This window comes from Staphylococcus pseudintermedius (assembly GCF_034042775.1).
GTDB classification, from domain to species: Bacteria; Bacillota; Bacilli; order Staphylococcales; family Staphylococcaceae; genus Staphylococcus; species Staphylococcus pseudintermedius.
Window position 1 is genome coordinate 1,353,080 of sequence record NZ_CP120150.1, and the last position, 24,266, is coordinate 1,377,345.

General features: G+C 36.3%; 21 protein-coding genes and 1 other RNA gene. 20 read left to right on the top strand and 2 right to left on the bottom strand.

Annotated elements, in window-relative coordinates:
• The first annotated feature begins 1 nt into the window (after position 1).
• The 13 genes from P3U61_RS06470 to P3U61_RS06530 all read left to right on the top strand — a co-directional run bounded on the left by P3U61_RS06470 (position 2) and on the right by P3U61_RS06530 (position 12,927).
• A complete protein-coding gene (locus P3U61_RS06470) occupies positions 2–1,243 on the top strand; it encodes a tetratricopeptide repeat protein (RefSeq protein WP_014613893.1) in 1,242 nt (413 codons plus the stop codon).
• Between the two features lie 11 nt (positions 1,244–1,254).
• Complete coding sequence (locus tag P3U61_RS06475; protein ID WP_063278746.1) at positions 1,255–1,812, top strand: YpiB family protein; 558 nt, start codon at positions 1,255–1,257, stop codon at positions 1,810–1,812.
• Positions 1,813–1,840: 28 nt separating this feature from the next.
• Positions 1,841–2,434 (top strand): DUF1405 domain-containing protein, encoded by a 594-nt coding sequence (locus P3U61_RS06480; RefSeq protein ID WP_037543015.1) that lies wholly within the window; start codon positions 1,841–1,843, stop codon positions 2,432–2,434.
• Positions 2,435–2,472: 38 nt separating this feature from the next.
• Entirely contained in the window at positions 2,473–3,171 is a 699-nt protein-coding gene (locus P3U61_RS06485) for a zinc metallopeptidase (protein WP_014613896.1), read from the top strand.
• A gap of 178 nt (positions 3,172–3,349) precedes the next feature.
• Positions 3,350–3,673, top strand: coding sequence for a nucleotide pyrophosphohydrolase (locus tag P3U61_RS06490; RefSeq protein ID WP_014613897.1), 324 nt, complete (start codon positions 3,350–3,352; stop codon positions 3,671–3,673).
• A gap of 15 nt (positions 3,674–3,688) precedes the next feature.
• Positions 3,689–4,813 (top strand): N-acetyl-alpha-D-glucosaminyl L-malate synthase BshA, encoded by a 1,125-nt coding sequence (gene bshA / locus P3U61_RS06495; protein ID WP_014613898.1) that lies wholly within the window; start codon positions 3,689–3,691, stop codon positions 4,811–4,813.
• 3 nt (positions 4,814–4,816) lie between these two features.
• Positions 4,817–6,019 (top strand): CCA tRNA nucleotidyltransferase, encoded by a 1,203-nt coding sequence (locus tag P3U61_RS06500; RefSeq protein ID WP_014613899.1) that lies wholly within the window; start codon positions 4,817–4,819, stop codon positions 6,017–6,019.
• A complete protein-coding gene (locus P3U61_RS06505) occupies positions 6,003–6,974 on the top strand; it encodes a biotin--[acetyl-CoA-carboxylase] ligase (RefSeq protein WP_015729133.1) in 972 nt (323 codons plus the stop codon). The genes P3U61_RS06500 and P3U61_RS06505 overlap by 17 nt, the downstream gene beginning before the upstream one ends.
• A 27-nt stretch (positions 6,975–7,001) precedes the next feature.
• Entirely contained in the window at positions 7,002–9,704 is a 2,703-nt protein-coding gene (locus P3U61_RS06510; RefSeq protein ID WP_065354224.1) for a helicase C-terminal domain-containing protein, read from the top strand.
• A gap of 67 nt (positions 9,705–9,771) precedes the next feature.
• Positions 9,772–11,064 (top strand): asparagine--tRNA ligase, encoded by a 1,293-nt coding sequence (gene asnS, locus P3U61_RS06515; protein WP_065354225.1) that lies wholly within the window; start codon positions 9,772–9,774, stop codon positions 11,062–11,064.
• Positions 11,065–11,238: 174 nt separating this feature from the next.
• Positions 11,239–11,931: a DnaD domain-containing protein gene (locus P3U61_RS06520; protein WP_014613903.1), complete on the top strand. Its 693-nt coding sequence runs from the start codon at positions 11,239–11,241 to the stop codon at positions 11,929–11,931.
• Entirely contained in the window at positions 11,921–12,595 is a 675-nt protein-coding gene (gene nth / locus P3U61_RS06525; RefSeq protein ID WP_014613904.1) for an endonuclease III, read from the top strand. Before P3U61_RS06520 ends, nth begins: the two co-directional genes overlap by 11 nt.
• Positions 12,592–12,927, top strand: coding sequence for a YpoC family protein (locus tag P3U61_RS06530; protein ID WP_014613905.1), 336 nt, complete (start codon positions 12,592–12,594; stop codon positions 12,925–12,927). Before nth ends, P3U61_RS06530 begins: the two co-directional genes overlap by 4 nt.
• 642 nt (positions 12,928–13,569) lie before the next feature.
• Here the strand turns inward: P3U61_RS06530 and P3U61_RS06535 are convergent.
• Both P3U61_RS06535 and recU read right to left on the bottom strand, forming a co-directional pair.
• The gene (locus P3U61_RS06535) at positions 13,570–15,792 is read right to left on the bottom strand and encodes a transglycosylase domain-containing protein (RefSeq protein WP_014613906.1); all 2,223 of its coding nucleotides are present in this window, start codon (positions 15,790–15,792) and stop codon (positions 13,570–13,572) included.
• Positions 15,789–16,415, bottom strand: coding sequence for a Holliday junction resolvase RecU (recU, locus tag P3U61_RS06540; protein WP_014613907.1), 627 nt, complete (start codon positions 16,413–16,415; stop codon positions 15,789–15,791). The genes P3U61_RS06535 and recU overlap by 4 nt, the downstream gene beginning before the upstream one ends.
• 195 nt (positions 16,416–16,610) lie before the next feature.
• Here recU and P3U61_RS06545 point away from each other — a divergent pair, with 195 nt between their 5' ends.
• The 7 genes from P3U61_RS06545 to P3U61_RS06575 all read left to right on the top strand — a co-directional run bounded on the left by P3U61_RS06545 (position 16,611) and on the right by P3U61_RS06575 (position 24,263).
• Positions 16,611–16,952: a DUF1798 family protein gene (locus tag P3U61_RS06545; protein ID WP_014613908.1), complete on the top strand. Its 342-nt coding sequence runs from the start codon at positions 16,611–16,613 to the stop codon at positions 16,950–16,952.
• On the top strand, positions 16,945–17,487 hold the full coding sequence (locus tag P3U61_RS06550; RefSeq protein ID WP_323695683.1) for an SLOG family protein: 543 nt from the start codon (positions 16,945–16,947) through the stop codon (positions 17,485–17,487). The genes P3U61_RS06545 and P3U61_RS06550 overlap by 8 nt, the downstream gene beginning before the upstream one ends.
• Before the next feature lie 34 nt (positions 17,488–17,521).
• Positions 17,522–17,857: a cell division regulator GpsB gene (gpsB, locus tag P3U61_RS06555; protein WP_014613910.1), complete on the top strand. Its 336-nt coding sequence runs from the start codon at positions 17,522–17,524 to the stop codon at positions 17,855–17,857.
• A gap of 41 nt (positions 17,858–17,898) precedes the next feature.
• Positions 17,899–18,285, top strand: an RNA gene (rnpB, locus tag P3U61_RS06560) — RNase P RNA component class B.
• Positions 18,286–18,565: 280 nt separating this feature from the next.
• On the top strand, positions 18,566–19,693 hold the full coding sequence (locus tag P3U61_RS06565; protein WP_063278739.1) for a THUMP domain-containing class I SAM-dependent RNA methyltransferase: 1,128 nt from the start codon (positions 18,566–18,568) through the stop codon (positions 19,691–19,693).
• Positions 19,694–19,726: 33 nt separating this feature from the next.
• Positions 19,727–20,644 carry an EamA family transporter RarD gene (rarD, locus tag P3U61_RS06570; protein ID WP_096533732.1) on the top strand — a complete coding sequence of 306 codons (918 nt, stop codon included), beginning with the start codon at positions 19,727–19,729 and terminating at the stop codon, positions 20,642–20,644.
• A 163-nt stretch (positions 20,645–20,807) separates the two neighbouring features.
• Complete coding sequence (locus P3U61_RS06575; RefSeq protein ID WP_187525771.1) at positions 20,808–24,263, top strand: dynamin family protein; 3,456 nt, start codon at positions 20,808–20,810, stop codon at positions 24,261–24,263.
• Positions 24,264–24,266: the final 3 nt, after the last annotated feature.

Genomic DNA, 24,266 nt, shown 5'->3' on the forward strand with positions numbered 1-24,266 from the left:
TATGCAAGATATCTACAAATTAATTGACGATATCAACTTACAAAAATTAGATCAACTTGATTCTCGCGTTCAGGAAGCGTTGCAATCAGATAATGATGATGCATTGTTTGTACTGGGTGAGACATTATATCAATTCGGACTGACACCACAAGGCCTTGAAGTTTTTCGTACGCTTTACATGAAATATCCAGATGAAGATGAAATTTTAATCTATTTTATTGATGGGCTTATTTCAGAAAATCAAACAGATGAAGCATTAGAGTTCTTAAATGAAGTACCACTGACACCTGAACGTTTAATGTTAGAAGCTGATTTATATCAACAAATTAATATGATAGATATTGCGATTGAAAAAATTGAACAAGCAATCGAGTTACAACCTGCTGATCCGATTGTCCATTTTGCATTAGCAGAATTACTTTACTATGATGGTCAATATTTGCGCGCATCAAGAGAGTATGACACTGTACTAGAGAGTGGAGAGTATGAAATCAATGGCGTCAACTTATTCTCACGTATAGCAGACAGCAGTCTTCAAAGCGGAAACTATACCGATGCCCTACGTTGGTTTGATGAAATTAATGACAATGAACTGACATCAGATGATTATCTTAAAAAAGCGATTGCGTATGAAAAGAATGACATGACGCATGAAGCGATTAAGTTGGTGAAAACATTACTTCAAAAAGATCCGGACTTCATTCAAGGCTATTACTATTTACAACAACTTTATGAAAACGAGAAAACTTTTGGAGATGCGATTGAAATCGGTCAAGAAGGTTTACGTCTCAACCAGTTTTATAAAGAATTGATGTACAGTACGGGTGCATTGCAAATTGAACATGGCGATCAAAATGAAGGTGTGACATTATTAAAACAAGCACTTGAAGTGGATCCGGGCTATCAAGAACCTTTACTGATGTTAGCTGACTTTTTACGTAACAAAGAGGATTATGAAGCATTAATTGAATTAGTTCAGTATGTCGATGAAGAAGATATGGATCCTCAATTCATGTGGCAACTCGCATATGCATTAGGACAAGAAGAACGTGATAAAGAAGCACAACATTTTTACGGTTTAGCGTTTGCATCGATGCGTGACAACATTGATTTCTTAAAAGATTACTACTATTATCTCATTGAAATCGGTCAAATCGAACCAGCTAAATCCATTCTTCAATTACTGTTGCAAAAAGATAGTGGTAACCCTGAGTGGGATGCAGAACAAGGACGATTACTTTAGGGTGATTATTTATGCTAGATACGCGTTTAAATTTTGAAAAACGTGACTTTATCGAGTATTTACTCTTTCACTATCAGTTTAAATCTCGTATCAGTGTTTGGTTACTGAATTTCATTAAAACGAACCATGCACTGATTGAAAAAATTCATTTTGTCGACCAAATTGTAGCAGATCATCCTACTTTAGAAATGGCTGTGTCGGATGCGCCTGTCATAGCGATTCAATATCATGAAGGTGAGACATTGTTGATGAACACCGATGAAATATTTCACCAAGTGATTTATCATTCACAGCAACTGGACGTTAAAATTCATTTTAACCAGGAAGCTGATCGTGATTTACGTCTCGATCATTTATTATTGCAACAACTGCTCGCAACGCAAAATGGAGATGCTTATCATATGGATATGTATCATATCGAGTTCTCTAATAGTACAGAGCAGCAAATCATTCACTTATTAAAATCGCATATTGACTTAAGTTTAAATTTGAAAGATATTCAATTATTTAAGCACTATACAAAAATATTAAATCTCATTAAATTGAGGCACATTACTGACAAAACTTAAACAATGACTGACGAAAGGGATCTCAATCATGTGGACAGCTCTACAAAATATGTTGTTCTATCAACGTCCAATACTCATATTGATTATCATGAGTAATATTTTGGGGACGCTTTATGGTTATATTTGGTATACACCACAACTTTATAGATCAGCGTGGTATTTTTGGCCATTTATTCCTGATAGTCCCACTGCGACGTTATTTTTAGTCGTCAGCTTAATCTTACTATTATGTAAAAAACAAAGTGCCATCATTGATACGCTTGCTTTTGTCACATTATTGAAATATGGCGTTTGGGCAGTCATGATGAATTTTCTGTTATTTATAGAGGACGATACTATTTATGTGATGGGTGTCCTGTTAATTATTTCTCACGGTATTATGGCGATTCAAGCTGTATTATTTTTACCACAATTCAAATTTACGTTAACGAGTATAGCCATTACGATCTTTTGGGTTTTCCATAATGATGTGATCGATTACGTTTTTCATCAATATCCAGTATACGGCGGACTTGGACATTATGAAGCACAAATTGGTTACCTCGCATTTTGGTTATCAGTGGTGCCAATTTTGTTTGTAATTTATCGACTCAGCAGGGGTAAAAAGATTGACCAAGTTTGATGAAGCCAGTACAATAATATTATAAAGGAGTGAGCATAATGTCTATCATGTCTTTAATTATTTATTTTATTATACTTATGATCCTCCCAATGTATGCACAACACCAAGTTAAATCTAACTATGAAAAATATGCTCAAGTTAGATCAACAAGTGGCAAGACGGGACGAGAAGTAGCATTAGAAATTTTACACGCAAATGGCATTTATGATGTCGAAGTCAAAGAAGGTCAAGGATTTTTAACAGACCATTACGATCCGAAAAACAAAGTCGTCGTATTGTCACCTTCAAACTATAACAAACCAAGTGTTGCCGGAACTGCAATTGCCGCTCACGAAGTAGGGCATGCAATTCAGCACTACGAAGGTTATTTCTTTTTACGTTTCCGTAGTGCATTAGTACCTGTAGCGAACATCGGTAGTTCGATGTCATATATTTTCATTATGGCTGGGATTATCATGACATCATTACACATGGCGATTGGTTCAACAGCGTTATGGATTGGTATTTTCTTAATGGCATTTGCTGTATTGTTCTCCATTGTGACGTTGCCAGTCGAATTTGACGCAAGTAAACGAGCAATGAATCAAATACAAAAAATGCATATCGTGAATGAAAAAGAATATAAACATGCCGGTCGCGTATTAAGAGCAGCAGCGATGACTTATGTTGCAGCGACAGCCGTTGCAGTTGCTGAACTCGTTCGTTTAATTTTAATCGCACGTTCGGCAGATCAATAGTAAGCAAAAAAGAGTTGGGGGACAGACGCCCAGCTCTTTTTTTAGTTTTGGTGAATTATATTGATAAAGTACTACTATAAAAAATAGTGTTTCATCTATCAAAAAGGTGCATAGATTGCTCAACGCCACACATTTCATGTAAGATAAAGAAGAATGAAAACAGAAAGGATGTCATATCATGAATCGATCACTCTCTGATATGCAAAAAGAAGTCGATACATACATTTCACAGTTTAAAACAGGTTATTTTTCTCCGCTTGCAAATCTTGCCCGCTTAACAGAAGAAGTTGGTGAATTGGCACGTGAAATCAACCACTATCATGGAGAGAAAAAGAAGAAAGCGAGTGAGGCTGAAAATACAATCGAAGCTGAACTAGGTGACAACCTTTTTGTTCTCCTTTGTCTCGCAAACTCGCTTAATATCGATATGACAAAAAGCTTTAACCAAACAATGAAAAAATTCAACAAACGCGATAAAAATCGTTTTGAAAGAAAGACATAAAGGAGTACGAGCTATATGAAGATTGGCATTACTTGTTATCCCTCAGTAGGTGGTTCAGGGATCATTGCAACAGAACTCGGTATTTTAATGGCCGAACGTGGGCATGAAGTGCATTTTATTACTTCAAACATGCCATTTCGCTTAAATAAACCGGTACCTAACATTACTTTCCATCAAGTTGACGTAAATCAATATGCTGTATTCCAATATCCACCTTATGATATTTCGTTAAGTACAAAAATCGCAAATGTTATAAATGAGTATGACTTAGATGTGCTTCATATGCATTACGCAATTCCACATGCGATTTGTGGGATTTTAGCGAGACAAATGTCCGGTAAAGATATTAAAATTATGACGACTTTGCACGGCACAGATATTACAGTTCTCGGCTATGATCACTCGTTAAGAAATGCAATTAAATTCGGCATCGAACAAAGTGACATTGTAACGAGTGTGAGCGAATCATTAAAAGACGAAACGAATGAGATTATTGCACCTCAAAAAGAGATTGTACCGATTTATAATTTCGTAAGGGAATCCGAATTTCCGACGGGTTACAATACAGATTTAAAAGAGAGTTATGGCATTACTCAAGATGAAAAAGTATTGATTCATGTGTCAAATTTCCGTAAAGTTAAACGAATTGATACGATTATTGATACATTTGCTCTCATTCGCGAACACATTCAATCCAAATTGTTGCTGATTGGCGACGGTCCTGAATTACATGATATGCGAATAAAAGTCCGTGAAATGGGTCTTTCTGATGATGTACTCTTTTTAGGTAAACAAGATTGTATGAGTAATTTTTACCAAATGTCAGACATTGTGTTATTAATGAGCGAAAAGGAAAGCTTTGGCCTTACCCTGTTAGAAGCGATGAAAACAGGCGTCGTTCCTATTGGTACACGTGCAGGTGGCATTCAAGAAGTCATTCAACATCGTGAAACAGGCTTTTTAGTGGATATCGGGGACAGTCAAACTGCAGCTGACTACGCGCTAAAATTACTGACAGATAGTGCATTATACCAATCGTTACGTGAAAATATGTTACACGATATTGCAAAACGGTTCGATTCACAAATTATCGCCGATCAGTATGAACATTATTATAAAAAAATGATAGGGGAATTGTAATTCATGAATCAATCTCAATTTGAATTAGCCAAACCTATTTTAGAACGTTTAATTCAACATGGATATGAAGCTTATTTTGTCGGTGGCTCAGTGCGAGATTTTATTATGAATCGTCCTATCCACGATGTAGATATTACGACAAATGCGACACCTGATGAAATCGAGTCACTCTTTGAACATACAATTCCCATTGGTAAAGAACATGGTACCATCAATGTCGTATGGTCACACGAAAATTATGAAGTGACGACTTTCCGTGCTGAAGCTGAATATGTGGATCATCGTCGCCCGACAGAAGTATATTTTGTCAGGGATTTATACCAAGATGTGGAACGTCGAGATTTCACGATGAACGCCATAGCGATGAATATCAACTATGAACGTATTGACCATTTTGAAGGCGAACGTGATATTGAACAGCGCATCATTCGTACGGTAGGTGATGCAAAAACACGCTTTGACGAAGATGCATTAAGAATATTGCGCGGTTTACGTTTTAAGTCACAGCTCGGATTTACGATTGAAGAGGCAACGTTTGAAGCGATGGCACACCAAATGTCGGATTTGGAATATTTATCCATTGAACGCATTATGAACGAACTAACATTATTAATTAAAGGGACCTTTGTTGCGAAAACCTTCCCCATACTTGAAGCTTTGCAATTGTGGCGTTACATCCCGTATTTCAAAGATGTCGATGTCGCAGCGATAAAAATAAATGCACCGATTGATATGGAGGCATTTTTAGCCATTCTCAGCTATCGCACAAACTATCAAGCGTTTAAGTCTTTAAAACTGAGTAATGCACAAGTTCGCACAATTCAAACGTTAATATCGGCCATTCAAGTTGCACAAACAATAGATACTAAAGTCCAGCTCCAACAATTTACGTACGATTTTGGTCTTGAGGTTGCGCTAAAAATTAATGAACTGCGACCGATATTAGAAGATAACCAAATTGATTTACCATCACCGATTATCTTTAGCAGTGCAAGTCTCCAAGCCGTATGGGAAGATTTACCAATTCAATCACGAGAAGATTTAGCCATAGATGGTAAATGGTTAATGCAAGCGTTCCAATTAAAAGGTGGACCGTGGATCAAAGACGTTTTACGACAAGTCGAATGTGCTGTGATTCAACGTCAAGTCAACAATCAAACAGAAGCTATCATTGAATGGGTGAGAACACATGTCAAAATATCTTGATCAAATATTAGAACTATTAACAGATGCAAGACCCGACTATATTTCTGGGCAGACGATTGCAGAACAACTCAATGTTTCACGGATGACGGTCAAAAAAACAGTGGACCAACTTAAAGCAGAGGGGTTTTCAATTGATTCGATTCACAATAAAGGGCATCAGCTAAAAGCTTTGCCGCAAGCATGGCATAAAGGGGTATTGACCTCAATTTTTAAACATCAATCATTTATCAATCAATTTCAAACATATCCATCTGTAGACTCTACACAACAAGTCGCTAAAAAGGCAATTTTAAACGATGATCGTACTATGCTCATTTTAAGCGATGAACAAACAGCAGGAAAAGGGCGTTTCAAACGTGTTTGGCAATCATCAAAAGGCAAAGGTTTATGGATGTCACTCGTTTTAAGACCAGACATTCCTTTTTCAATGCTGACGACGTTTAATTTATTTATGTCATTAGCAATCAGTGAAGCGATTCAGTCATATAGTCCAGCAAAAGTTGAAATTAAATGGCCAAATGACATTTACATAGAAGGTCAAAAAGTATGCGGGTTTCTGACGGAAATGGTAGCAAATGCAGATGGGATTGAGGCTGTCATTTGTGGTATTGGCATTAATTTAAATCACGACGTTGAAGATTTTGACGAAGCATTACAACAAACTGCAACGAGTGTTAAATTGCATTACGGAAAAAATATTAACCGCTATGACTTTTTAGAACAATTGATGCAACGTATTGAAGTACGTTATCAACAATTTTTGACTGAGCCTTTTACAACCATTAAAGATGAATATATTCAGCGCTCAAATATTTGGAATAAACAATTACGTTTTACAGAAGGCAAACAACAATTTTATGGTAACGTAATGGAAATTGATGACCAAGGCTTTTTACTTGTCGTTGATCGAGATGGTGATTTCCACCGTTTAATGAGTGCAGATATTGAATTTTAATCTATAAAGAGAGAAAGGAGGGGGCATATGGCGCATCAACCCTGTTATGCTGTTGTCGATCTTGAAACGACAGGCAACCAAGCAGATTATGATGAGATTATTCAAATAGGTATTACTTTTGTTCGTAACAACCAAATTATTGACCACTATCACTCAATGATCAAAACCGATTTAACAATTCCGACTTTTATACAAGCATTGACTTCCATTGAAGAAGAAATGTTAAATCAAGCACCTTATTTTAAAGAAGTCGCACATAAAATTTATTCAAAAATTAAAGATTGTATTTTCGTCGCACATAATGTAAATTTCGATCTTAATTTTTTAAAACGTTCATTCAAAAAATGTCATATTCATTACCAACCGAAAAAAGTCATTGATACATTGGAACTCTTTAAAATTGCGTTTCCAACAGAGAAAAGCTATCAACTGACAGAGTTAGCCGAATCATTAGGTATTCCGCTTACACAAGCACACCGCGCAGATGAAGACGCGTATACAACAGCGCGTATCATGATTTTGGCGTTTGAGAAGTTCGAGGTTTTACCGATTAACACGAAGAAACAGCTCTATTATTTAAGCAAACAATTAAAATATCAATTGGACGACTATTTTTTCGAACAAGTCCGTTTACATGATGCGACAAAAGAAATGACTGGATTAAATCAGTTTGAACAAATTTATTATCTTGCCCCACCTGATTTTGAAGTCAGTCACATTCAGTTTGACGGTAATTTGACCGCTTTATATCAAACAATTGTCGACGTCTGTCATTACCAATATCGTGAAGAACAGCTTTATATGGCGCAAATTGTGTTTGACCAGTTAATGCATAACGAAAAAGCACTTATTGAAGCCGATACTGGTAGTGGAAAATCATTAGCTTATTTAGTCGCATCTTTAATGTATTATATTGAGACAGGCGAACACGTCATGATTTCAACGAATACAAAAATGTTACAAAATCAATTGTTATTACAAGATATTCCGAAAATTAACGAAGCACTTAATGTATCGATCAATGCGACGTTAATCAAAAGTAAACAAGACTATATCTCGCTAGGTCTCATCAGCCAAGTATTAAAAGATGAAACGACCAATTATGATGTTAATTTATTAAAAATGCAATTGCTCATCTGGATATTAGAAACACGGACAGGTGATATTCAAGAACTGAACTTACGCGGTGGCCAAAAAATGTATTTTGAACAAAAAATCGAAACGTATGTTCCTATACGTAAAGATTTTCATTATTACAACCATATTCGAACGAATGCATCCAAAATTCAAATCGGCATTACAAATCATGCGCATTTGTTATATTCATCACCTGAACATACACTCTATCAAATGTTCAAACATTGCATTATTGATGAAGCACATCGATTGCCCGACTATGCGATTGATTGTGCCATTCATGCGTTCGGTTATGCCGATATTAAGTACCAATTAGGGCTAATCGGTAAAACAGAAAATGAAAAACTGCTAAAACAAATCGATCAACTCGAGCAACAACGTATTTTACAAAAGTTAGATATTCCACCGATTGATGTTTTTAGCATTAAGCAAGACATTAATGAAATTCACGATATGAACGAACACTTTTTTGACCATATTTTCAATCAAGTGCATGAAGGTCAGTTATATGATGATGAAACATCGAAATTACATTATGCCTATGATATGAAACGCGATCAATTGATTCCGTTGTTACATCAATACATTTCCAAAATTAATGTCACACTTGAGCATTTCAATAATATGAAACATAAAGTGGTCAAAACGCTGCGTAAACATTTGCTTTATATTGTGGATCAATTACGAGAAATCGAAACGGGGTTGAAAGCAGGGCATTTGTTTTATATTACGTTAAAAAATGTCCAACAAAAGTCGACGATTAAAATTCATCTTAAAGACGCATCGATCAAACATCTGTTAACGGAGAAAATTTTAAAACAGTTCGAATCGATTTCGTTCGTTTCAGGCACACTGACGTTTAATGGCTCCTTTAAAAATTATCAAAAGTGGTTTGAAGAAGATGTGCATTTCCAAACGTACAAGATTACGTCAGAACATCAACATAACGCCAATGCACACATCTTTGTGCCGAATGATATTAAACGTTACAATTATCAAAATCAAGAAGAATATATCCAAACGATTGTGGAATATATTGCCCGTTACGTCACGACTGTGGACAGTAAGTGTCTCGTTCTCTTCACGAGCTATAAAATGTTATACAATGTGATGGATTATTTAAATCAAATGGCTGAATTTGACGATTATGTGATATTGTCACAGCAACAAAGTCAAAATTATAAAATCGTGCAACAGTTCAATCATTTTGATAAAGCAATATTACTAGGGACGAGTACATTTTTTGAAGGATTTGATTATCAGGCGCACGGTATTAAATGTGTCATGATTGCGAAATTACCATTTATGAATCATCATGCCGTCAAACCGATGTTACTTGCCAATGAGTTTGACAATGTTTTTAAAGATTATGTCTTACCTGAAGCTGTGTTGCGATTCAGACAAGGTTTAGGTCGCCTTTTGAGAAATGAAAATGATCAAGGGATTGTCGTTTCTTTTGATAATCGTTTAATCCACAGTCAATATCGTCACTTTTTCCAAAATACGTTTACACATTTTCAACAACATGAAGGCAACATCAAACAGTTTGGACAATTGCTCCATCAAATGCAATCTCAACTCGATCAATCATGATGTGGTAGAAGTTCGGCAATAGTTTTGTTAAAATAATAACAGTATTAAAACAAATAGGAGAATGGTTATGAAAACAACGATTAAAGAAGCAAAGAATAAAATTGGCCAAGAAGTCACGATTGGTGCTTGGCTAGCGAATAAACGTTCAAGTGGTAAAATCGCATTCTTACAATTGCGTGACGGTACAGGGTTTATGCAAGGTGTGGTCGTTAAAGCAGATGTTGACGAGGACATCTTTCAACGTGCGAAATCATTAACACAAGAAACATCATTGTATGTGACTGGTGAAATTACTGAAGACAACCGCTCAGACTTAGGTTATGAGATGCAAGTCAAAAATATTGAAGTGATTCACGAAGCACACGACTATCCGATTACACCTAAAAATCATGGTACTGAATTTTTAATGGATCACCGCCATTTATGGTTACGTTCTAAAAAACAACACGCTGTGATGAAAATTCGTAACGAAATCATCCGTGCAACATATGAGTTCTTTAATGAAAATGGCTTCACGAAAATTGATCCACCGATTTTAACAGCAAGTGCACCTGAAGGCACAAGTGAATTGTTCCATACAAAATACTTTGATGAAGATGCCTTTTTATCACAAAGTGGACAACTTTACATGGAAGCTGCGGCAATGGCTTACGGAAAAGTATTTTCATTCGGTCCGACATTCCGTGCCGAAAAATCTAAAACACGTCGCCATTTAATTGAATTCTGGATGATTGAACCTGAAATGGCCTTTACAACACATGAAGAGAGTTTAGAAGTACAAGAGGCGTATGTTTCATATGTCGTACAATCCGTGCTTAAAAATTGTCAAATCGAACTTAAATTATTAGAACGCGACACATCAAAATTAGAAAAAGTTCAAGCGCCATTTCCACGTATTTCTTATGATGATGCGATTAAGTTTTTACATGAAGCAGGGTTTGATGATATTAAATGGGGCGATGACTTCGGTGCACCACACGAAACAGCGATTGCCAACCATTACGACTTGCCTGTATTCATTGTGAATTATCCAACAAAAATTAAACCATTCTACATGCAACCAAATCCAGAAAATGAAGACACAGTGCTTTGTGCGGATTTAATTGCACCTGAAGGCTATGGCGAAATTATCGGTGGCTCTGAGCGTATTAACGACCTCGAGTTGTTAGAACAACGTATCGATGAACATCAGCTTGATACAGAAAGCTATCAATATTACATAGATTTACGTAAATATGGTAGTGTACCGCACAGTGGTTTCGGTTTAGGCTTAGAACGTACTGTCGCATGGATTGCCGGTGTGGAACATGTGCGTGAAACATCACCATTCCCACGCTTGTTAAATCGTTTGTATCCATAAGAGATGCCAATGTAATGATGTTGATGGGCATACCATCGCCACATCTTTTACGGGGGTGAGAAGATGAAATTCTTTGACAATAGGGATTTCACACTCACTCTCTTTTTATTCTAACTATAGCGGTGCGTCAAGAATACATTGTTGTCACATGACGGCGATATAGGAGGGTAACTAATGAACCAACGAGAATTGCAAATACGGCCTGTTGTGATTCGCTTTGAATTACTTGAGCATTATCAAGAATTGGGCCTTAACGAAAATGATTTAGTGATTTTAATAAAAATTTTATATGCTTATGAATCTTCTAATGAGCAGCCTTCTATTGATGTGTTAAAAAAGGGGACAACGATGCAATCATCAGAAGTGACCGCGATTATACAAAAATTGATTCAACTCGGTTTATTGGCGATGCGCGTTGAAAAAAATAATGAAGGTAAATTCACTGAATATATTAATCTTGATGGCTTTTACGAACAATTGGCTTCTATTTTTAAACAAATCGAAACATCTAAAGAAACGACGTCTGAAGAAGAAGCATTTAAAATGGTGTTTAAAAAAATCGAAACTGCATTTGGGCGGGCATTATCACCACTAGAAATTGAACATCTTAACCAATGGATTGACGTCGATCATTATGCCATTGAATTAATTGATGCGGCAATTGATGAAGCGTTGGCACACCAAAAAACGTCACTCAAATATATTGATCGTATTTTACTCAATTGGCAAAAAAATAATGTCTCAACAGTTAAAGACGCACAACCGATACGGGCAAAATTTAAAAAGCAACCTCAACAACCTACTCAAAAAACAGAACACATTCCGAAATTTAATTGGCTGAAAGGAGAGAATCCTTTTGATAAGTAAAAAGAAAGCACTTGAAATGATTGATGTCATTGATCAAATGTTTCCAGATGCACAATGCGAACTTGTACATGAAAACCCATTCGAATTAACGATAGCTGTTTTACTCTCAGCACAATGTACCGACAATACGGTGAACCGTGTGACTAAGGACTTATTTCAGAAGTATCACACGCCAGAAGACTATTTAGCTGTGGATTTAGAAGAGTTACAACAAGATATTCGTTCAATTGGGCTCTACCGTAATAAAGCAAAAAATATTCAAAAACTATCGCAATCTTTACTCGATCAATATGATGGAATCGTGCCACATACCCATGAACAACTAGAAGGGTTAGCTGGTGTAGGGCGAAAAACGGCGAATGTCGTCATGAGTGTAGCATTTGGGGAACCTGCACTCGCTGTTGATACACATGTCGAACGTGTGTCGAAACGTTTAGGCATTTGTCGCTGGAAAGATAGTGTGACAGAAGTAGAACGTCGACTCACATCGATCATACCACGAGAACGTTGGACGAAAAGTCATCATCAATTGATCTTTTTCGGTCGTTATCACTGTTTAGCGAAAAAACCAAAGTGTGGTGTCTGTCCATTGTTTGAGGATTGTCGTGAAGGACAAAAACGTTATCGTGCATCATTGAAAAAAGCGGCAGGTGCATCATCATGAATCATCAAGAAATCATTGCAAATATGTCAAAATTAGAAGGAGCATTAGACGAATACGCGAAACAGCGTAAAATTGGTCATGATGCATCGGTTACGTTGTTGGATGAATATTATAATTTGTTAATTCGTTACTTTAACGTGATTAATGAAGTGGAAAATTATCGGCTAGTGACTCAGGAAAGTTTACGTATTGTGCCGTTCAATATTGATGAACGTTTTGCATATATCGAAACACGTAAGCATCATTATATGGGATATCAACAAATGAAGACGCTGAAATCTGAATTAGTGAAGATGTATGCAGCATATCGTGCACGCCATCGCTTATTGTAATGTGATGGCAACCATGGATGCATCTATTTCATACATGATATTCCTTTGAAATTTATCAAAGGAATGGGGCATTGAGTTTTCCCAGTCCCATTCCTACGATTTTTAAACATATGATTCATTAATGACTATAAAACAGTTTGAAAACGAACGAGGAGCGGGATACAAAAATGGATGTGATTGAGTTTCTTGGTTTTATAATCTTGCCATCAGTCCCCTGTATTTGAAATAAGATTGCTCAGAAGGCTGAGACTCCTGTGGGAATGTGTGCATATTGCTTACAATTCCTTTTTTACTTTAATAGTGGTTACTGTTTATCGCAGTAGCTGTCTGACTCCTCAATGCGCACGCTTTTGATCACGAGTGCAGTACAGAAATCTATTAACGCTGCAACAAATGTAATAGTTTAATCAAGTGTTAATTAGCTGTAGGAGGACTCCCATCGAAAAGCGAAGCCATGCAGGCAATCAAGAACCACAAATCATAGAATCATAGGCAGAGGGCAAATTTAATCAAAATATTGCATCAATCTCATCAAAAGCTTTTATGTTCTTCACCTTTACTTTTTGTTTTATATAAGTGAAAAGACGAATACAAAAAGGAGCGGGGCGCTCATGCTGTCCCTGCTCCTTTTTGTATGGCATTTTAACGACCAAATAAGTTACCGAAAATACCATTACCGTTATTATTGCTATTATTGTTGTTACTTTGTTGTGAATTGTTATTGCCATTGCTCAAATTCTGACCGTTGTTACCATTTCTGCTGTTGTTAGAACTTGAACCACTGTTTGTCCCATTACTTGATTCTGTAAAGTTGCTTGTTGTATTGCCATCAGGTGATTTTGCAACATATAAGCTCTTTCCACTACCTGCAACAGAGTCAGGACGTGTAAAGTCTGAACCATCACGTGGACTAATATCGCTCATTACATCTCTAAAGAGTAATTGTGGATATTTTTGTTCACTACTGCCAACGAATGAGTTTTGACCGTATTGTTTCACTTCACTAAAGCCCATCCATACAGACATTGTATATTTCGGTGTGAACCCCGAAATCCATACGTCTTTAGCTGCTGAATCAGGTAAATTATACTGTTGATATGTTTCTGCACCATACGTACCTGTACCTGTTTTAGCTGCCATGTTCACACCATCGACTTTGTTACCATAAGCAGAACCGTATGCTTCAAATGTACCTTTTAAAATCTCAGTAATCATGTATGCTGTGTAGTCATTCATTGCTTTATGGCTCGTAAAATCAAATTCAATTGTATTACCATTTGCTTCTACAACTTTTTTGATTGAATGTGCTTTGTTGTACGTACCACCATTTGCAAATGATGCATAGGCTGAAGCAAGTTGCGTAGGTGAGAATTCAGAAGATGAACCACCTAATACTTCTGAAGGACCAATATCTGTATTTTCATACTCTAAACCAACTTTTTTCGCAAAATCAGTCGGTGCATTGTTACCAGCTTGGGATTTGACTTGTTGCCATGTTTTCAATGCTGGAATGTTAAAACTTTGACGTAATGCATCATAAATGGATACCGTACCGTGACTTTGTTGGTCATAGTTTCTAAATGTGGCACCATCAATATTGTAAGCTGATTCGTCTTGAATAGAGTGGTTGGTTGCCCATTGCATATTGTCAATTGCTGGACCATACGCTAAGAATGGCTTCAATGTCGAACCAGTTGGATGTGCGTCAGTCGCTTGGTTACGCTCAACGACATCTTTATAGTTACGACCACCTGAAATGGCAACTAAAGCACCAGTTTGGCTGTCTACGATTGTTGAACCCACCATCTGATCTTCATTTTTATAATAACCACCATTATCAATACGGTTTTGTAAGCTGTTTTGAGCATCTTTATCCATGTAAGTGTAAATTTTAATACCACTGTTAAGAATGTCAGATAAATTCTGTCCTTTAAATTCAGGATTGTTCATAAGCTCTTGCTTCACAAAGTTCACATAAGAATTGTATTGTTCTGAATCATCGTCTGGTTTAATTTGTCTATCTTCAGCTGAACGTTGCACGAGATTTTCAGTAATTGGCGTATCTTGCGCTTCTTTTTTCTCTTTTTCAGAAATGCGGTGATGATATGCCATCAAGTACAATACTGTGTCTTTACGTTTTTCAGCTTCTTCTGGATGGTCATAAATGTTATAAGTATTAGGAACTTGCGGCAGACCTGCGAGATACGCCGATTCAGCTAAGTTCAGATCTTTTAAATCTTTATCAAAGTAGTATCTTGCTGCAGCCTTAACCCCATACACACCATCAGAGTAGTAAATTTTGTTGAGATACATTTGGAAAATTTCATCTTTAGAATATTCCTGTTCTAAACGATAAGATAGGTAGGCTTCTTGCGCTTTACGTTCAATCGACTTTTGGTCTGTTAAAAACGTACGTTTAACCACTTGTTGTGTTAACGTCGAAGCACCTTGTGAACCAAAGCCGCCCGTAATATTTTTCAATACGGCACCGAACAAACGTTTGTAATCGAGTGCACCGTGATCATAAAAACGGTTGTCTTCAGTTGCAAGCACTGCATTTTTCATCGTATCGGGAACATCTTTTAAATCCACATGCTCTCGTCTTGCACCATTATCAAGCGTCTTCACTAATTCATCATCTTTATCATAAATTTTTGCTGGACTTGGATCCTGGAGTTTAGACTCGTTAAATGCAGGTGCTTTCCAGGCATAATATGCGAAAAGCAATACAGATAAGAGTGCTAAGATGACAAATGCTAATACTAAAAAGCTCAACACTTTAATGATCGTACGCTTGATGTTCTTATTCTTTTTTTGACCGGACTTCTTTTTCGTTTGCTTGGAAGTCCCTTTCTTTTCCGTCATAAGCGGTCCTCACTTTCATCTAATATCAACTTATCAACTGCATTGAGGTAATCTAATCTGGGTTGATACTGATAAGGAATATAGTAACCATTTTCTTGAATTTCTTCAACCTTAATTGATTTTTTTCCATTTTTTAAGTAGCGCTCCCAAAACGGAAAAAATCGCTTAAACGGCAAGAGATAAACTTCATTGATTCCTTTAAAGCGGAGTAGCAAAAAGACAATCCCTCCATGGGCCACTGCTTGCTTCATATGTTCAACTTGATGCGCATGGATATTTTGTAACGGAAAAGATGTTTTGTTTTTCGTTTCCTTTGCCTCAAAATCAATGTAATAGCCCTTATAAACACCATTATAATCAGTAGTTGAAGGCGTTCGAAAATAAGCCTCTTTAATTACAGCTTGACTGCGTTTTGGATAATCCACATGGACAATTTGCACAGGTGTTGGTTTCTTATGAATCACAGCGCGTTCTGTCTTCAAATAATATTGGTTGGAGCTTTCAATATCATTTTCCAATGTCATACCGCGCCCACCGTATTTAATTTTACTCGATTTGTTTGTCCTCGTACTTCCGTCTTGAGTCTGACTCTGCTTAAATGGCTTACCGTTTGGATAATTCATTTGTCTCACCTACAATCCATGTTTTTTTGCCCTATAAACATGATAGGATAGGCGTTTTATAAATCGAAAGGATTCATAAACTGACATTATTGTAACATACATAGTCGTTTAACGTGACCTAAAATCAATTCCTGTTAAAATATTTCAACACATTATGATAAAATTAATTTAGTTTAATGAAAGGTGTTTAGATTTATGCAAATTGTCATACAACAGTTGATTCACGATTTAGCAACTATTTCACAACGTTTTAAAGTAGCTCGAGCAGGAAGACAATATGATTTTTATAAAGAAGTTCAACCGTTCGTCCAACAAGTTGATGCTCACTTGCAATCATTACAGCACTATCAAGACACCATTTCAAAACAAAAATATTTCAATGCACAAAAATTGCAACGTATGTCATCTTTAATGTCAGAGATCGCAGTCGCATGCCATCAATCCACAACGAGCAAAAAATTATTTTTAGATCAATTTAAAGCCGTACAACACGATCTGAACTACTTATCACAAATGGAGCGTGACGGACATGTTTAAGGCAATGTATTTCACAGGTTACAAGTCTTACGAACTGCAAATATTCAATGAACATGCACCTGAAGTGACCTATTTAAAAAAATTTATAACGCAAAAATTAATTCAGTATATAGATCAAGGTTTAGAATGGGTGTTAATCCAAGGGCAATTGGGTATTGAATTATGGAGTGCCGAGTGTGTCATTGCGTTGAAAGAAGATTATCCCGAGCTAAAATTAGGCGTCATTACACCATTTTTAGAACACACATCTAAATGGAATGAGCAAAATCAGCTCAAATATCAACAGATAATCGAAAAGAGTGATTATGTCAACAGTGTGCATCAGCATACATACGAAGGACCGTTTCGGTTTGAACAAGCGGATCAATTTATGTTGGACCATACGGATATCACTGTACTAATTTATGATGAAGAACAACCCGCAAGCCCACAATTTTTCAAAAAGAAGTTAGTTGATTTTGTTGAAAAAACAAACTATACTTGTGATATTGTGACGTTTGACGAAATGACGAACTTTATCAATGATTTACAATGATCCGAAGAAATTTAAATCAAATGAGGTGGAACAAATGTCAGATGTTTCGTTAAAATTATCAGCAAAAGATATTTACGAAAAAGACTTTGAAAAGACAATGGTTCGTGGCTATCGTCCCCAAGAAGTGGATGCTTTTTTAGACGATATTATTGCGGATTATCAAAAAATGTCAGACTTAAATAATGAAGTCATCAAATTATCAGAAGAAAATCACAAACTAAAAAAAGAGATTGAAGATTTACGTATTCGTGTTGCCTCTAGTCGACCTCAAGATAATAAGAGTTTCGCAAATCAAAGTTCAAACCAAAATAATAACGTAGATATTTTAAAACGAATTTCTAACCTTGAAAAAGCAGTCTTTGGAAAATAGGGATTGTTTTTTAATTGAAAAATGCTATAATTTTTTGAGGATATTTCGTGTAATCGCTATATGTTACGACATATAGAGGAAAGTCCATGCTCACACAGTCTGAGATGACTGTAGTGTTCGTGCTTGATGAAACAATAAGTCAAGGCAATATTCGATATTGACGGCAACGACCTAACCTAAGTCTTTTGATACGGTTACATTAGTTTGAAAGTGCCACAGTGACGTAGCTTTATTAGAAATAATGAAGGTGGAACGCGGTAAACCCCTCGAGTGAGCAATCCAAATTTGGTAGGAGCACTTGTCTAACGGAATTCAACGTATAGACGAGGAAAAGTACAGCATACTTTTCAGACAGATGATTACAACTGAAGTACCAGTGTAACTAGTGCACGTAATGAGTACATCAGTACAGAACATGGCTTATAGAAATATCTCAGACTAGTCACCTTAGGGCTGGAACAAGACGTTCCAGCCCTTCAGTTTGTCTTGACAACTCATGAAATAAGAATCAGTATCAATAGAGAGGACTTATCTTTACTATAGACACATAGAAATCTTTTGCGTAGCGGACTGTTAAACTGAATAAAGAATGAGAACCCAAGCGCGCAAACAATAAAACCGAATATCGATAACATAATAAATTAAATAAACATAAAAACAATGATGAAAATTTAGTACATAAACCAATATTCAAAAGGAGGAATTTTCGTGTATCAACTATTAGCAGTTTGTCCAATGGGGCTTGAATCAATCGTCGCGAAAGAAGTCCAGGATTTAGGCTACGACACACGCGTAGAAAATGGACGTATTTATTTTGAAGGAGACGCATCTGCCATCGTTAAAGCCAATTTATGGTTACGTACTGCAGACCGTGTCAAACTTATCGTTGGACAATTTGAAGCTGTAACCTTTGATTCATTATTCGAACAAACGAAAAATCTACCATGGGAACAATTCATCCCAACAGATGGTCAATTTCCAGTACAAGGACGTAGTTTAAAATCAAAGTTATTTAGTGTTCCTGATGTGCAGGCGATTACTAAAAAAGCAATTGTCGAACGATTGAAAAATGCACATCAAGTGTCAGGTTGGTTGGATGAATCAGGCGCAAAATACCCTGTAGAAGTCGCTATTTTAAAAGATAAAGTCTTGTTAACAATTGATACATCTGGCTCCGGTTTGAATAAGCGCGGTTACCGTCTGGCGCAAGGTGAGGCGCCGATTAAGGAGACCCTCGCTGCAAGTTTAGTTAAGTTAGCCAATTGGACAGGTGATACACCGCTTATAGATCCATTTTGTGGTTCTGGAACAATTGCGATTGAAGCTTGTTTAATTGCGCAAAATATCGCACCTGGGTTTAATCGTTCATTTATTTCAGAACAATGGGATATCATTCCAAAAGGGCTGTATGATCAAAAACGTGCAGAAGCTGATGAACTCGCCGATTATGATAAAGAAATCGAAATTTACGCTTCTGATATCGATCCTGAAATGGTTGAAATTGCACAACGCAATGCAGATGAGGTCGGTGTCGGTGATATTATCCGCTTCGAAGTCAAAGATGTGAACACCCTTACCATTAATCACGACGGTCCAATTGGTCTAATCGGTAACCCGCCGTATGGTGAACGTATCGGTGACCGTGCAGAAGTTGAAGAAATGTACCGTAATCTCGGCATTCTCATGCAAAACCATCCGAATTTGTCACTTTACATTATGACAAGTAACAAAGAATTTGAATACCTCGTAAACCGTAAAGCTACAAAGCGTCGTAAGTTGTTTAACGGCTATATTGAAACAACTTATTATCAATATTGGGCAAATAAAAAATCTTAAGCCATTTTAATTTTTACGAAAAGAGGGAGTACTTTGTATCAAGATAAAGAATTTAAAAAAGGCATTCTTTTCGCTTTATTGGCTTATGTCATTTGGGGCACTTTGCCATTATATTGGGCACTCATTCACGACGTCGATCCGATTGAAACACTCATGTATCGTATCGTTTTATCACTCATTTTTATGCTGCTCCTTTTACCCATCATCGGGCAATGGCAGCGATTTGCTCAAGATATGGCGCAACTAAAAGCGAAACCGTTCAAACTATTGATTATCATTTTAGCAGGCTATATCGTGACGGTGAACTGGGGCACGTTTATTTATGCGATTGATGCTGGTTTTGTATTACAAACAAGTTTAGGGTATTATATCAATCCGCTCGTCAGCATTTTATTATCCATGATATTTTTTAAAGAACGTTTCAACCGTCTCGAATGGGTGGCGATTCTCTTTGCTGTACTTGGCGTCGTTTATATGACTTTTAAAGTAGGCGAATTTCCATATATTTCGTTAATTTTAGCTTTTTCATTTGGCATTTATGGTTTACTGAAAAAACTCGTTCCTATGCCAGCATTGAGTAGCATTACTATTGAGTCACTGGCGACGGCACCCATGGCGATCATTTATTTAATTATCGTTTGGCAAACAGCTGATTTAAGTATCGGATGGAATATGTCGACGTTTTGGTTGCTCTTTTCAGGCGCTGTGACGGCATTACCGTTACTCTCATTTTCAGAAGGGGCGATTCGTATTCCGTTATCATTAATGGGCTTTATTCAATACGTAGGGCCGACGCTCATCTTTATACTTGGTATTTTTGTATTTAAAGAACCATTTAATGTCGACCAATTTATTACATTTTGCTTTATTTGGGTCGGTATCGTGATTTATGTCATTTCTCAAATCCTCAAAATTAAAAAGCGTCCACAACCATTCCAATATCAAAATTAACCAAAATATAAGCTAACATCGTACATTGACTGTGCGATGTTATTTTTTGCTTTCAATCTCATATTAAAATGCCATTATTTTTAATCACGGCAATGGCATTTATCGCCATAAACTCATATAATACTTAAATAAAGACGTTTAAAACAAGGGGAATCCAATATCTATGCAGAATCAAGAACAACTGGATATTTTATATAAACTAAAAAAAGAAGTGGAAAAATCTGATCATTCCGCTTTTATACATACGATTAACCAAATGATTAAAAAGGTGTATCTAAACCACTACACTATGACCTTTGTCGGCCATTTTTCAGCAGGTAAATCGACAATCATTAATCGTCTTATCGGCCAAGACATTTTACCAAGTTCACCCGTTCCGACAACGAGTAATACTGCATTAGTAACAATTGCAGAGGCGCCTGGTATTACAGCGAACATCGAAGGTCAAAAGTATACACAATTGAATTCTTATGATGATGTCAAACAAATGAACCGCGAAAATTTTCACGTTGAGTCCATTGACATTCGTATTCAAAGTGATGCGTTTCATAAAGGTTTTACATTTCAAGATACACCAGGTGTCGATTCCAATGTACAATCACACAATATGCAAACGGAGCAATTTCTGTATACGAGTAATATCGTTTTCTATACGGTTGATTATAACCATGTACAATCCGCGCTGAACTTTCAATTTATGAAACGTCTGAATCGTGCAGGCATTCCAGTCGTTTTCGTTATTAACCAAATTGATAAACATGACGAAAACGAACTCACATTTCAAACATTTCAAAATCGTGTGGAACAATCCGTGAGTGAGTGGGATATTGATTTACTCGAAACATTTTATATTACAAAGTTTGAACATCCACAAAATCAATTCGATGCGTTACGCGCCTTTATTATGGAACAAGATCAGCACCGTGAAGCTGTGAAAGACTATGTTGCACGTATGAAACAATTTATTCATCAACATCAATTGAACTATTTACAACATGAAATGGATGAAATTTTAGAACGACTCAACATCGAAGCGACACAATTCGATCAAGCGTATCAATCACATCAACAAAATGAAATGATTAGCGAGGAAGCACAATTGTTGAATGATGCGGTAGCGTTGAAACATTATTTAAAAGATAAACGCCGCTCCATAATTGATAATGCGTATATTATGACACACGACATGCGTGAAACGATTCGTTATTGTTTGGAAAGTATGACGAAGGATTTTAAAGCCGCTGGACTGTTTAATAAAAAGAAAAAAACAGAAGAAGAACGTCAAACACGCCTTAATGAATTAATGATAGCTCTTCAAAGTAAAGTTGATCACCAAATCATTAAACCGATGCAAGAAGATTTGTCATTTCTCACACGTTTTATTAATGATACCGGTTTGAATCAGCGTATTTTAAACCAAAAATTGACATTACCGACATCCATTATAACCGATTTGTATCAAACACAAATTCAAATAACGAATCAATATGTGTTAACTTTCTCAAATGATGTCATGAAAGCTATCAAGCACTATATTTTAAAAGAACTCGAACCACTTGATGATACCATTATTGACAATGTCCACGCAGAAGAGCACCTCGTCGATGAATCAAATGATAGTTCGGCGTATACACGTTATATTGAATTGCGTAACTTGTCTCAGTCGTTAAAGACAGAAAATTATCGTCATTATTATATTCATATGGAAGATTCGCTGGACCGTTTGATCGATCGCACAGAAATTCAATATCAAGTGAAATCAAATGAAGATAATAAAAAAGATGTGCAACAACAAGAGGATGTTGTCACAGCTGAGAAAAACCCGATTAACGACGCACAAATGACCCAAGCATTAGATATTGTCAAAAATATCCCATTGTTTAAATCAAGTGTAAAAAACATTGAGGAAACACAGGAAAGAATGCAACATCAAACCGTTAAAATAGGTGTTTTTGGTACATTCAGCGCTGGTAAAAGTAGTTTGATTAATGCATTATTAGGGGACAATTATTTGACGAGTTCACCTAACCCGACAACAGCGGCAACTACTGAGATTGGCTATGGCGATACGTATCACGTTACGTTTAAAACACCAGACATGTTGCTCCAACAAATTAATGATGTGTTTGAACTTGAAGGGCAACAATTTGACAGTATCGAAGCCTTTTTAGAAGCGAACATAGAAAAATTAAAAGGGCGCATAGACAAAAGCCGTCTTGCATTTATTCATGCGATTGAAAAGAATTATGCCCTGTATCAATCGTATATCGCTGAAGGTTTAAAACATGAAATTCAAGCTACTGACGTACAAAAATGGAGTGCTGAAGATGAATATGCGACTTTCGTCCAAACGGTGCATTTAAGATTGCCACTAGATTGGTTGAAAGACAAAGTGATTGTGGACTCATTAGGGTTACATTCGAATAACCAACGACATACGAATGAAACAGAGAAAATACTGACAACCTCTGATTTAATTTTATATGTGAGTTATTTTAATCACGCTTTTACTGACAATGATAAAGCGTTTATCGAACATATGAAAAATATAAATCAGTTAAAAGAACAACAGGCTTTCAAAATGGTCATCAATGCAACCGATTTAGCTGAAAATGAAGTTGATAAACGTGCTGTGCGTGACTATGTAGCAGATGCGTTAATGCAAGTACAAATGCAACCTGAAATTTTTTCTGTATCAAGTCGTGCTGCTTTAACTAAAGGGGACGCCGGTGTGCAACAATTGAAAGCGAGCATTTCACGGTTTTCAGAGGTTGAATCCAAACATATTTTAGAAGCCAAAATGTATGACCAGTTACGTTCTATCGGGCAGTCTTACACACAAATGATTGAAGACCATACTGCAAACGCTGAAAAAATGCAACATGTTAAACAACAATTACAAAAGATGCGTCAAACAACGATTTTTAATTCGGAAAGTTTAACTGCAATTCGTCAAAAACTGATTAACGAAATAGAAGATCAAATGTATCACTTGAATAAGCGTTTAAAAATTCAATTATTAGATAATGTAAAGGCCATTTATAATACACAAATGACGAATACAACAAGTTTCAATGAGGAAAAACGACAATCGACAAAAGCGTATTTGAATCAAATCCATCAAAAGTTATATTTAGAACAAACATTGATGATTGAGCGTATTAAATTTTTCTTTAACCTAGCATTTCAACAAGAAATGGCAACGAAAATTAGATCATTCCAACAATATCACATACTTTTACCAGATATTGAAACGATTGAAGTTGCGCCTGTAGACCAATCATTTTTAACGATTTCTTTTGATGACATGGTCAACGCACTTCCGAAACAATTGACAAAGAAAAACATTATGCAGCCACAAGTGCAAAAACAAATACAAGCTGACATTAAAGATGAAACAGTGACGTTACTCCAACCACGATTAGCTGATTTACGACAAGCGCTTGAAAGTATGCTCGATACTCTCACAACACAGGCACAGCAAGCACTAGAACAGATTGAGTCACAAGCACAACGTGAAATCGATACTGTGTTAGCTGTCGAAGTGGATGATGCACTGATTGCTCAACTACAAGTAGAAACACCAAAATTACTGACAATACTGAATTCAAAGGACTGAAAA

What these genes read in the sequence shown, in the direction of transcription:
- P3U61_RS06520 (WP_014613903.1), top strand. Translation starts at nt 11,239, where the DNA reads ATGAACCAACGAGAATTGCAAATACGGCCTGTTGTGATTCGCTTTGAA.
- P3U61_RS06575 (WP_187525771.1), top strand. Translation starts at nt 20,808, where the DNA reads ATGCAGAATCAAGAACAACTGGATATTTTATATAAACTAAAAAAAGAA.
- P3U61_RS06530 (WP_014613905.1), top strand. Translation starts at nt 12,592, where the DNA reads ATGAATCATCAAGAAATCATTGCAAATATGTCAAAATTAGAAGGAGCA.
- asnS (WP_065354225.1), top strand. Translation starts at nt 9,772, where the DNA reads ATGAAAACAACGATTAAAGAAGCAAAGAATAAAATTGGCCAAGAAGTC.
- bshA (WP_014613898.1), top strand. Translation starts at nt 3,689, where the DNA reads ATGAAGATTGGCATTACTTGTTATCCCTCAGTAGGTGGTTCAGGGATC.
- P3U61_RS06475 (WP_063278746.1), top strand. Translation starts at nt 1,255, where the DNA reads ATGCTAGATACGCGTTTAAATTTTGAAAAACGTGACTTTATCGAGTAT.
- P3U61_RS06550 (WP_323695683.1), top strand. Translation starts at nt 16,945, where the DNA reads ATGTTTAAGGCAATGTATTTCACAGGTTACAAGTCTTACGAACTGCAA.
- P3U61_RS06535 (WP_014613906.1), bottom strand. Translation starts at nt 15,792, where the DNA reads ATGACGGAAAAGAAAGGGACTTCCAAGCAAACGAAAAAGAAGTCCGGT.
- P3U61_RS06500 (WP_014613899.1), top strand. Translation starts at nt 4,817, where the DNA reads ATGAATCAATCTCAATTTGAATTAGCCAAACCTATTTTAGAACGTTTA.
- P3U61_RS06545 (WP_014613908.1), top strand. Translation starts at nt 16,611, where the DNA reads ATGCAAATTGTCATACAACAGTTGATTCACGATTTAGCAACTATTTCA.
- P3U61_RS06490 (WP_014613897.1), top strand. Translation starts at nt 3,350, where the DNA reads ATGAATCGATCACTCTCTGATATGCAAAAAGAAGTCGATACATACATT.
- gpsB (WP_014613910.1), top strand. Translation starts at nt 17,522, where the DNA reads ATGTCAGATGTTTCGTTAAAATTATCAGCAAAAGATATTTACGAAAAA.
- P3U61_RS06480 (WP_037543015.1), top strand. Translation starts at nt 1,841, where the DNA reads ATGTGGACAGCTCTACAAAATATGTTGTTCTATCAACGTCCAATACTC.
- P3U61_RS06470 (WP_014613893.1), top strand. Translation starts at nt 2, where the DNA reads ATGCAAGATATCTACAAATTAATTGACGATATCAACTTACAAAAATTA.
- recU (WP_014613907.1), bottom strand. Translation starts at nt 16,415, where the DNA reads ATGAATTATCCAAACGGTAAGCCATTTAAGCAGAGTCAGACTCAAGAC.
- P3U61_RS06485 (WP_014613896.1), top strand. Translation starts at nt 2,473, where the DNA reads ATGTCTATCATGTCTTTAATTATTTATTTTATTATACTTATGATCCTC.
- P3U61_RS06505 (WP_015729133.1), top strand. Translation starts at nt 6,003, where the DNA reads ATGTCAAAATATCTTGATCAAATATTAGAACTATTAACAGATGCAAGA.
- P3U61_RS06510 (WP_065354224.1), top strand. Translation starts at nt 7,002, where the DNA reads ATGGCGCATCAACCCTGTTATGCTGTTGTCGATCTTGAAACGACAGGC.